The sequence below is a fragment of the Halochromatium sp. genome, from assembly GCF_046541315.1.
Classification (GTDB): domain Bacteria; phylum Pseudomonadota; class Gammaproteobacteria; order Chromatiales; family Chromatiaceae; genus Lamprobacter.
Genome location: NZ_JBKHDN010000093.1, coordinates 1 through 10,152, shown reverse-complemented (window position 1 = coordinate 10,152; position 10,152 = coordinate 1). Strand labels below are relative to the sequence as shown.

Annotated in this window: 12 protein-coding genes; 2 read left to right on the top strand and 10 right to left on the bottom strand. The window is 64.3% G+C overall.

Annotated features, from left to right (window positions below; all coding sequences use genetic code 11):
* The 3 genes from ruvA to ACLFQI_RS07855 form a co-directional block, all read right to left on the bottom strand.
* Positions 1-587 (bottom strand): Holliday junction branch migration protein RuvA (gene ruvA / locus ACLFQI_RS07865; protein WP_410758359.1); only part of this gene is annotated, 587 nt, incomplete at its 3' end.
* A 79-nt stretch (positions 588-666) separates the two neighbouring features.
* Positions 667-1,200 carry a crossover junction endodeoxyribonuclease RuvC gene (ruvC, locus tag ACLFQI_RS07860; RefSeq protein WP_410758358.1) on the bottom strand — a complete coding sequence of 178 codons (534 nt, stop codon included), beginning with the start codon at positions 1,198-1,200 and terminating at the stop codon, positions 667-669.
* 157 nt (positions 1,201-1,357) lie between these two features.
* Entirely contained in the window at positions 1,358-2,107 is a 750-nt protein-coding gene (locus ACLFQI_RS07855; RefSeq protein ID WP_410758357.1) for a YebC/PmpR family DNA-binding transcriptional regulator, read from the bottom strand.
* Positions 2,108-2,382: 275 nt separating this feature from the next.
* Here ACLFQI_RS07855 and zapD point away from each other — a divergent pair, with 275 nt between their 5' ends.
* Positions 2,383-3,150: a cell division protein ZapD gene (zapD, locus tag ACLFQI_RS07850; RefSeq protein WP_410758356.1), complete on the top strand. Its 768-nt coding sequence runs from the start codon at positions 2,383-2,385 to the stop codon at positions 3,148-3,150.
* A 57-nt stretch (positions 3,151-3,207) separates the two neighbouring features.
* On the opposite strand, the gene ACLFQI_RS07845 is transcribed toward zapD, so the two are convergent.
* On the bottom strand, positions 3,208-4,437 hold the full coding sequence (locus ACLFQI_RS07845) for a TraB/GumN family protein (protein ID WP_410758355.1): 1,230 nt from the start codon (positions 4,435-4,437) through the stop codon (positions 3,208-3,210).
* A 115-nt stretch (positions 4,438-4,552) separates the two neighbouring features.
* Here ACLFQI_RS07845 and ACLFQI_RS07840 point away from each other — a divergent pair, with 115 nt between their 5' ends.
* Positions 4,553-4,870, top strand: coding sequence for a DUF3301 domain-containing protein (locus ACLFQI_RS07840; RefSeq protein WP_410758354.1), 318 nt, complete (start codon positions 4,553-4,555; stop codon positions 4,868-4,870).
* 138 nt (positions 4,871-5,008) lie between these two features.
* Here the strand turns inward: ACLFQI_RS07840 and ACLFQI_RS07835 are convergent, their stop codons facing one another.
* From ACLFQI_RS07835 to ACLFQI_RS07810, 6 genes are all read right to left on the bottom strand, one after another.
* Positions 5,009-5,440, bottom strand: a complete 432-nt coding sequence (locus tag ACLFQI_RS07835) for a ClpXP protease specificity-enhancing factor (protein ID WP_410758353.1) — start codon at positions 5,438-5,440, stop codon at positions 5,009-5,011.
* Between the two features lie 16 nt (positions 5,441-5,456).
* A complete protein-coding gene (locus tag ACLFQI_RS07830) occupies positions 5,457-6,062 on the bottom strand; it encodes a glutathione S-transferase N-terminal domain-containing protein (protein ID WP_410758352.1) in 606 nt (201 codons plus the stop codon).
* 313 nt (positions 6,063-6,375) lie between these two features.
* Positions 6,376-7,113: a cytochrome c1 gene (locus tag ACLFQI_RS07825; protein ID WP_410758351.1), complete on the bottom strand. Its 738-nt coding sequence runs from the start codon at positions 7,111-7,113 to the stop codon at positions 6,376-6,378.
* Positions 7,110-8,369: a cytochrome b gene (locus ACLFQI_RS07820; protein WP_410758350.1), complete on the bottom strand. Its 1,260-nt coding sequence runs from the start codon at positions 8,367-8,369 to the stop codon at positions 7,110-7,112. The genes ACLFQI_RS07825 and ACLFQI_RS07820 overlap by 4 nt, the downstream gene beginning before the upstream one ends.
* Entirely contained in the window at positions 8,369-8,968 is a 600-nt protein-coding gene (gene petA, locus ACLFQI_RS07815; protein ID WP_410758349.1) for a ubiquinol-cytochrome c reductase iron-sulfur subunit, read from the bottom strand. The genes ACLFQI_RS07820 and petA overlap by 1 nt, the downstream gene beginning before the upstream one ends.
* Positions 8,969-9,262: 294 nt before the next feature.
* A complete protein-coding gene (locus ACLFQI_RS07810; RefSeq protein WP_410758348.1) occupies positions 9,263-10,015 on the bottom strand; it encodes a Nif3-like dinuclear metal center hexameric protein in 753 nt (250 codons plus the stop codon).
* Positions 10,016-10,152 lie beyond the last annotated feature (137 nt).

Sequence of the window (10,152 nt, the reverse complement as noted above, 5' to 3'; positions counted from 1 at the left end):
GCACGGATGATCTCTTCCGAGGTCTTGGCGCCGTCATCGGCGGCTCGTGCCATGCGATTGGCATCCGCCGGTTTGTAGCCGAGCGCGAGCAGCGCGCCGATGGCGTCGGCGAGCGGATCATCGACCGCCATCGGCGCCGTGGCCGCTGCCGGCGCCCCCGCGCTCGGCGCCGGCAGAGCGCCCAGCTCGGCGATGCGATCCTTCATCTCCATCACCAGCCGCTGCGCGGTCTTCTTGCCGATGCCGGGCAGCCGGCTCAGCATGGTCACGTCCTCCTGCTCGACGCACTGGGCGAAGCGCGCCGCATCCATCCCGGAGAGGATCGCCAGCGCCATCTTCGCGCCGACGCCGGTGACGCGCAACAAGGCGCGAAACAGGGCGCGATCATGCGTGCTGCGAAAGCCATAGAGCACATGCGCGTCCTCGCGGATCAGCAGATGCGTGACCAGGGTCACCGGCTCGCCGACCGCCGGCAGATCGTAGAAGGTCGACATCGGCGCCTCGACCTCGTAGCCCACGCCGGCGCATTCGATCAGCACCTGGGGCGGATGTTTGGCGATGATCTCGCCGCGCAGCCGGCCGATCATCGCGGGCCCCGGCGCGCGGCCATCGCGGCCAAGGCCGGCCGCTGCGGCAGCGCCGGCCCAGGTGCCTGCGCGGCCCACCTCATGGGCGAAAATCGCGCCAGCTCGCCGCCGCGCGCTTGCGCTGCGGGATGCCCATCGAATGGGCGTGACAGAGCGCGATGGCGAGCGCATCGGCCTCGTCCTCGCCCGGTTGATCGCTCAGCGCCAAGAGGATTCGCACCATGTGTTGCACCTGACTCTTTTCGGCATTGCCCGAGCCGACCACCGCCAACTTGACCGACTTCGGGCTGTATTCGTGCACCACCACCCCGCCCTTGAGGCCAGCGCAGAGCACCGCGCCGCGGGCCTGGCCGATCTTCAGCGCGGCGGTGGCATCGCGGGCGAAGATCAATTGCTCGACCGCCATCTCATGCGGGCGATGCTCGGCGACCAGCGCCGCGACCTGATCGAAGATCAGCCCGAGCCGGTCCGGCCAGGCATGCTGCCCGACCCGCACGCAACCGCGCGCGATACAGACGCTGCGCTGGCCATCGGTGTCGATCACCCCGTAGCCGGTATTGCGCGAGCCGGGATCGATACCGAGCACGCGATGGCGAAGCGGCGGCGGCGACATGGCGCTAATGGCTGCGGATCACGGTGTGAGGTTCTGGCGCATGCGACGAGAGGCGTGAGCGTGGAATCCTCGGCGCGGCGGGATGCTCGTCTCGCCAGCGGTGGGGCCGAATTCCTGGTAGGCGGCGCCGCCCGTTTCGCCCCATGAGCCGAGCCTTTTAGTGATCAAGCGCGGCCATGATCGCATCGGGGATGTCGGCGTTGCTATAGACCTCTTGCACGTCATCGAGGTCTTCGAGCGCATCGACCATCTTCAACAGCTTCTCGGCGCCCTCGGCATCGAGTTCGATCTGGGTCGCGGCGTTGAAGCTGACCTCGGAGACGCTGGTATCGAAGCCAGCCGCCGTCAGCCCGTCACAGACCCTGCTGAACTCCTCGGGCGCGGTGATGACGTCGAGCGAGCCGTCGTCGTTGATCACCACATCCTCGGCGCCGGCATCGAGCGCGGCCTCCATCACTGCGTCTTCGTCGGTGCCGGGCTGGAAGCTGATCACGCCTTGCTTCGAGAACAGGTACGCGACCGAACCATCGGTGCCCAGATTGCCGCCGTACTTACTGAAGGCATGGCGCACCTCGGAGGCGGTTCGATTGCGATTGTCGGTCATGCAGTCGACCATCACCGCGACCCCGCCGGGGGCATAGCCTTCGTAGCGGATCTCCTCGTAGTTGTCGCCATCATCGGCGCCGGCGCCGCGCTTGATCGCGCGATCGACGGTGTCGCGCGGCATGTTGGCGCCGAAGGCCTTGTCCATCGCCAGCCGCAGGCGCGGATTCGCCGTCGGATCAGCGCCACCCTCGCGCGCCGCGACCGTGACCTCACGGATCAGCTTGGTCCAGATCTTGCCGCGCTTCTTGTCCTGCGCCGCCTTGCGGTGCTTGATGTTGGCCCATTTGCTATGTCCGGCCATGTGGCTCCCTCGATTCGTGGATTCGTGGTCCCAAGGCACAGGGGACCTGAGCAGCGATGAAATCGCGCGTCAGTTTATCATCGGCCGCGCGGCGACGGCAGCCAGGATGCGGCAGAGCGCATTCGGTTCCTTTACCCGATCCCGCCGATGCCGCAGAATCGGCGCTATTGACTCCCTGTATCGATGCGCTGTATCGCTCTCCTGGGACACCCAGGCGAGCCGTATTCAGCCAAGGCCCCCATTTTGCTTTCGACAGCGTCCGAGGAAGTCCCATCGTGTCTCAAGAAATGATCTTCGAGCATCCGCTGAACGAACGCATCCGGACCTTCCTGCGGCTCGAGCATCTGTTCGAGAAGGTCGATTATTTCGTCCCTCAGCCAGCGCATTGGAGCACCCGCGCCGCCTTGGAGGGCCTGCTCGACATCGTCGCGATCACCGCCCGCGCCGATATCAAGACCGAGCTGCTCAAGGAGATCGATCGCAATCTCTCGACATTGGCGCGGGTTCGCCATCAGCCAGGCGTGGATCAAGCCGCGCTGAAAGAGGTTGTCGACGGGCTGGAGCAGGCGGCGACCAGTATCCACGAGATCCCGGGGCAGATCGGCAGCAGGGCCCGCGATGATGATTTCCTCAAGGCGATCGCCCAGCGCAGCAGCATCCCGGGCGGCGCCTGCAGCTTCGACGTGCCGCTCTATCATCATTTCCTGACCCAGCCGATCGCGCAGCGCCACGCGCGCATGGCCGGCTGGACCGATGAACTCCAGCCGGTCAGCAAGGCGATCCGGCTGGTGCTGTCGCTGGCCCGCACCAGCGCCACCCCGCGGCAGCTGGTCGCGTCCGAGGGCTTCTTCCAAGAGGCATTGGACTTGCAGGTTCCAGCCCAGTTGATCCGGGTGGGCATCGGGCTGGAGCGGGCCGTCTACCCGGAGGTCAGCGGCCACAAAAACCGCTTCAGTCTGCGCTTCATGCAGGTGAGCACGACCGGCCGGCCGGTGCAGTCGCGCGATGATATCCCCTTCCAGCTGACCTGCTGCGTGTTCTGAGACCCGCTGCGCCTCAGGCGCTTTCTTCAGGCGCCTTCTGTCGAAGCGCGTACCGCCTCAGGCGATGAGATGATCGATCAGCCGGAAACCGGCCAGGTAAGTGCCCGCTGCCGAGCCTAGGGTGCTGAAGATGAACACCAGCAGCACCCGCGAGACTCGGTTCCGCCACCAGCCGCGCAGACTGGTGACATCGTCACGGAGGCTGCCGAAGTCACCCACCGCAGGCCGTCTCAGCGAGAGCTCGATGGCGCCGGTGACCATGCCCGCGCCGATGGTGGGGTTGAGCGAGGTCAAAGGTGCCGCGCAGAAGGCGCCCAAGATCGTGAGCGGATGCGCGCCGGCGAGCGCGGCACCCAATGCCGAGAGGCCGCCGTTGATCAGCACCCAATCGGCCACCATGTGCCAGCCGAGTTCGGTGCTGTGGGTGAAGCCATAGGCGAAAACCGCCAGGATCGCCAAGACCAGGAGCCAGGGAAAGGCCCGCCAGAAGCGCGACGGCGGCGGTACCTGATCGAGCGCGGCGATGGTCTCGGCCGGTTCGGCGCGATCCTCCGCGAGCTGCTCGGAAAGCCCCTTCAAATGTCCGGCGCCGACCACGGCGAGGATGCGCCGATAGCCCTGTTGCTCCGCCTCTTGGCGCAAGCGGGCCGCCATGTAACGGTCGCGCTCGGTGATCAAGGGCGCGAACAGGCGCGCGCGATCCTGGGCAAACTCGGCGAAGGCGGTCTCGAGGAGATCGCCTTGCTTGAGCTGTTCGACCTCGTCCTCGGTGACCTTCTCGCGCGTGAGCAGCCCGACGAGCAGTCCGCTGAAGAGATTCAGGCGCTGCCAAAAGCCCAGCGCGTGCGCGGCCCGACGCAAAGTGATGCCGATCTCGCGGTCGATCAGCAGCACCGGCAGTCGACGCGCCTCGGCCATGCGCAGGGCCATGCGCTGTTCGGCACCGGGCTCGATCCCGAACTGATCGGCAAGGCGCTGTTGATAGGCGCCCAAGGCCAGGCTCGCGGCGACCATGTAGACCCGCTTCTGGCGGATGACAGCGAACAGATCGAGACGCGCGAGCGCCTCGGGGTCGATCAGCGAATCGGCGCGACTGCGGCAGAGTTCCACCGCGACCGCATCGACCTCCAGCCCGCCATCGCCGAGCAACTCGGCGACCTTGTCGGCGCTGGCCCGCGACACGTGCGCGGTCCCCAGCAAGGTCAGATGGGTGGACCCGATCTGGGTTTCGCGAATCGGTTCTTCGGGCGTTTGGCTGCTCACGGATACAGGGGCGGGGCTGCACATCAAACGTGCATGATATAACGGCCATGCGCGGCCTGTCGTCTCAGCCGTCACCGGCGTCCGCACTGCCCCCGACGATGCCCACTGATTGGATGCGCGTCACACCGAGGAACCCCGCATGATCGATCAGTTGTTCGCCCTGCTGTTGCTGCTCCTGATCGGCTGGTTCTGGCTCGATGCCTCGCGGGCGCGCGAGAGGGCGGTCGGTCTCGCGCAAAGGGCCTGTCAGGAGCGCGGGGTGCAACTGCTCGATCAAGCCGTCGAACTGCGCCGACGCGGGCTGCGCTGGCGCCGCCAAGGGCTGCGCATTCGCCGCGTCTATCGGTTCGAGTTCAGCGAGGAAGGGATTGGGCGACGCACCGGCTATCTGGTGCTGCTCGGACTCCATCTGGTCGATCTGAGCCTCGGACTACCCGCGGCCAGCGATGACGCCTGAGCCGATAGCCGAACCGAGGGACCGAACCGAGGGACCGAACCGAGGGACCGAACCAACAGGCCCGATCAGTCGACCTGACCGGGGGCGAACCAAGGAGGCCGACCCTGCGGCCCAACGTCTTGGCCAGGCAAGCTACAGCTACTTGACCACGCGCAGCGCCGGCCGCTTGGCCTTGTCACCCGAGCCGGCGGCGGAACCGGTGCCCGCATCGGCTTCGCCGGAGCCTTTCGCCTCCTTGTCGGTAAGTGACGAATCGGCGCCGTCTTCCTCGGCGAACAACATGCCTTGACCATTCTCGCGCGCGTAGATGCCGACGACCGCAGCAATCGGCAGCTCGACCGGGAACGGGCGGCCCCCAAAGCGGGCCGAGAAGAGGATGGCCTCATTGCCCAGCACGAGACTTTGGACAGCCGTCGCGGCCACATTCAGCACGATGCGCCCATCGACAACATAGTCGCGCGGCACCACGACATCCGGGCGCTCGGCATCGACCAGCAGATGGGGCGTCATGCCGTTATCGGCGATCCACTCATAGAGGGCACGGATCAGGTAGGGTCGATTCGACGTCATCGGCAGCTCCGAGAGTCTAGGCCAGATCGGTCACCATTTCGCGCTCCGCCTCGGTCAGGCTGACGCGAAACGATGGCCATTCGAACATGCGCGCGGCATACTCGGTGACAGGGCTCGCCGCTGCGGGGAGTTCAAGCTCGAGGAGCGGCAAACGCCACAGCAGCGGTGCCACGCAGCAATCGACGAGCGAGAATTCATCGCTCATGAAGAAGCGGCTCGCGGCAAAGATCGGCGCCACCGCGACCAGGCTCTCGACCAATTCCTGTCGTGCCCGACGCGCCGTTGCGGTATCCGCAGTGCGGATAACGCGCATCCGATCGTACCAATCGCGATCGACCCGATACATGAACAAGCGCGCATTCGCGCGCCCAACCGGGTCGATCGGCAGCAAGGGCGGGTGCGGGAAACGCTCATCCAGATACTCCATCAGGATGACGGATTCGTACAGCCTGAGATCCCGATCGACCAGCGTCGGAACCGTGCCATAGGGATTGAAATCCATCAGCTCATCGGGCAAGGCCTTTGCATCGACATCGACGATCTCGATGTTGATTCGCTTCTCGGCGATCACCATCCGCACGCGATGACAATAAGGGCAGGCCGGATCGGAGAAAAGCGTCATGGTCGATCGTCTGTTGCCAGCCACTGGCTCGGTTTCCTGATGAAGAGCTCACCAGCGCGCGGCAGGGGAACGCGGAGGCAGGCTACACTGGGTGATGGGATCGCTCCCAAGGTCAGCGCCCGCTCTCCCCGAAGCCTGACGCCAATGCCCAAGCATACACCGAAATCTATCCCGCAGGGTCAACGGAAGCCGATCCTGAGTCCGAGAGGATACCCCCAACGCAAAAGCGGTCGGCAGCAACAGGCAGCCGACCGCTGATGTTGGGCGCGACCCAAGCATCGACGGGGTGCCGAGCCCCGCCGACGGGCATGGATCAGTGGACGTCCTTCCAGAACTCGCGCTTCATGTAGACGGACAAGATAAACATCAGGCCCAGGAACAGCAGCACGTAAAGTCCCAGTTGGCGACGTTCGAGCTTATAGGGCTCGCCGACGTAGGTCAGGAAGTTGGTCAGATCCCGCACCATCACATCGTACTCGGTCGGGGTCAGTTGACCGGGTTCGACCAGCTTGACGTCGACCACATGGCCATCGTCCTCCTCACCATGGCCTTCAGCATACACCGGCGCCTGGATGCCCTGCAGATGAGCGAACGGATGGGGCATGCCGACATCGGGGAAGAACAGGTTATTCACCCCATACGGCCGGCTATCGTCGACGTAGTACGACTTCAGGTAGCTGTAGAGCCAATCCGGCGAGCGCCAGCGGGTGACGAGCGTCAGATCCGGGATCTCGGTGCCGAACCAGGCCTCGCCGTCCGCAGGCTTGAGCGGAATGGTCATCATGTCGGCCGGCTCGGCGTCACCGAACAGCAGATTCTCGCGCAGCTCATCCTCGGGGATACCCAGATCCTGAGCCATGCGCTGATAACGCACGTATTGCAACGAATGGCAGCCCTGACAGTAATTGACGTAGTACTTGGCTCCACGCTGCATGGACGCTTGATCCTTGAGATCGACATCGGCGTCCTGCAGCTTCGGGCCGTGACCGCCAGCAGCCATCGCCGTCAGCGGCGTCAACAACAGGGTGAGTGCAAGGATTGCGTATTTCATGACGTCACCCTCTCCGGGACTGGCTTCGTCTTTTCGAGCTTGGTGTAGATCGGCATCAGCAGGAAGAAGGCGAAATACACCACAGTGAAGATCTGCGCAAGCAGGGTGTAGAGTTCCGTCGAGGGCATCAACCCGAGATAGGCCAGCACCACGAACGAGACCGCGAAGGCACCCAGGAAGAAGCGCGAGAGCACGCCCTTGTAGCGCATCGAACGCACCGGGCTGCGATCGAGCCAGGGCAGCAGGAACAGGATCAGGATCGCGCCGAACATGACCACGACACCCGGGAACTGCGAGCCCGCGATCGTCGGCACCGCGCGCAACATCGCGTAAAAGGGCGTGAAGTACCACACCGGCGCGATATGCTCGGGCGTCTTTAGCGGATCGGCCGGCTGGAAGTTCGGCGGCTCAAGGAACAGTCCGCCGAGGTCCGGAGCATAGAAGACCACCGCCGAGAAGATCGCCAGGAAGACCACCAAGCCGGTGATGTCCTTGACCGTGTAATAGGGATGGAACGGAATGCCATCGGCGGGCTGATTCGGATCCCATTTGTTGCCCTTCGGCCCATTCTTGATCTCGATGCCGTCCGGATTAGTGGAACCGACCCGGTGCAGCGCGACGATGTGCACGAACACCAGCCCCACGAGCAGGAAGGGGATCACGAAGTGGAAGGCATAGAAGCGGTTCAGGGTCGCGTCGGAGATGACGTAGTCGCCGCGCACCCAGGTCGAGAGATCGGTGCCGATCTCCGGCACGGCCGCGAACAGGTTGACGATGACCTGCGCGCCCCAGTACGACATCTGTCCCCAGGGCAGCAGATAGCCGAAGAACGCGGTCGCCATCATCGCCAGATAGATCACCACGCCGATGATCCAGAGCAGTTCGCGCGGGCTCTTGTACGAGCCCCACATCAGCCCGCGGAACATGTGCAGATAGACCAGGATGAAGAAGAACGAGGCGCCGGTGGAGTGGATATAGCGCAAAAGCCAACCCCAGTTGACATCGCGCATGATGTACTCGACCGAGGCAAAGGCATCGGCGGCCGCCGGCTTATAGGACATCGCCAGCCACAGACCGCTGACGATCTGGATGATCAGCACCACCAGGGCCAGCGAGCCGAAGATCGACCAAAGCCCCATATTTTTCGGTGCGTAGTATTGGGCCATGTGGTCGTTCCACACGGCCATGACCGGAAAACGTTTATCCAGCCAACCGAGAAACCCTCTCGGCGCTGTATCGACCGTCTCAACGCTCATCAGGCGGCTCCTTCTTCATCCTCGCCGACGAGGATGGTGGATTCGTTCAAATAAGTGTGTTTCGGGATGACGAGATTCGTCGGTGCCGGAACCCCCTTGTAGACCCGTCCGGCCAGGTCGAACGTCGACCCGTGGCAAGGACAGAACCAACCGCCCTTCCAGTCGGGGCCAAGATCGTCCGGCGCGACCTCCGGGCGATAGGTCGGCGAGCAACCCAGATGGGTGCAGATACCGATCACCACGAAATAGCGCGGCTTGATGGCGCGTACCGGGTTCTGGCAGTACTCGGGTTGCTGCGTTACGACCTCCGAAGCCGGGTCAACCAGCTTGGACTCCAGCGTTGGCAGCGCCTCGAGCATCTTATCGGTGCGATGCACGATCCAGATCGGCTGCCCGCGGAATTTGACGCGCAGCAGCGCGCCGGGCTCCAGCTTGCTCACGTTTGCCTCGACCGGAGCGCCTGCGGCTCGCGCCTTGGCGCTCGGATTCATGGAGGCGATGAAAGGGACGGCCGCAAAGCCGACGCCGACAGCACCGACTGCGCTCGTTGCGGCGACGAGGATACGCCTGCGGCCCTTATCCGTGCCTTGTTCGTTCATGCGTTTGTCGACCCCTCGCTAGGCTCGATGAACGACCTCCCGCGCGACGAGACGGTCGAACAGACTGATGATGAAATGAAGAATATCGCTAAGCTTTGCATAACAGACCGCGCATTCTCCATGAAGCGGCCAACCCAGGTCAAGAAAGCTCCCGACTGATCAGGGTTTTACAATGCCAATCATGAGTTTGTATTAGAGCCGAGTGTGCGGCGACGAACCACGACAAAGGTCAAAAACCCGCGCAAAGTATGGATTTGCCGAAGGATCTTGAGGCATATCAAGGGATTGCTGGCGTCAGACGGGATTGTCGATCTCGATGTACCGATGCTCGAGGCCGAAGCTCGCGGCCAGGTGCGCGCCCAAGGCCTGGACCCCATAGCGCTCGCTCGCATGATGGCCGAGCGCCAGATAGTCGATACCCAGCTCGCGCGCGAGATGCACGGTCGGTTCCGAGATCTCGCCGCTCAGGTAGGCATCGACCCCCAGGGCCGCGGCCCGCTCGATCGCGCCCTGTGCCGCGCCGGTACACCAGGCGATGCGGCTTAACGGGCGGGTGCGCACGGCGATGTGCAAAGGCTCGCGTTCCAGCAGGCGCGCGATGTGGCTGGCCAGCGCCGCGCCCGGCAGCGGCTCGACAAGCTCGCCGCACCAAAGCAGGTCGTCCGCGCCGGAGCCGGGGCGCGCCTGCCGGAGCCCGAGCAGATCGGCCAGCTGGCGGTTATTGCCCAGCTCTGGATGGGCATCCAAGGGCAGGTGATAGGCGAGCAGGCTCAACCCGGCGCGCATCAGCGTCGCGATCCGGCGCCCTTTGAGCCCGGTCAGCGGCGCCGCCTCCGACTTCCAGAAGAAGCCGTGATGCACCAAGAGCGCGTCGGCCTCGGCCTCGATGGCGGCATCGATCAGGCGTTGACTCGCGCTCACGCCCGTCACCAGCCGGCGCAGCGGGCGGTCGCCTTCGACCTGAAGCCCGTTGGGGCAGTAGTCGGTAAAACGCTCGACTCCGAGGAGCAGATTGCAGTAGTCGGCAAGTTCGACGGCGGAGGTCATTACGGATCACCCAAGGCCTCGAAGAGCGGCGCGGCGAGTTCAGCGCTCCGTCAGGCAGTTTGACCGGAACCCTGACCACTTCAATCACGATGTCATCGGCGAGACACCCTATCACAGGCCAAGGCCCGGCAAAACCG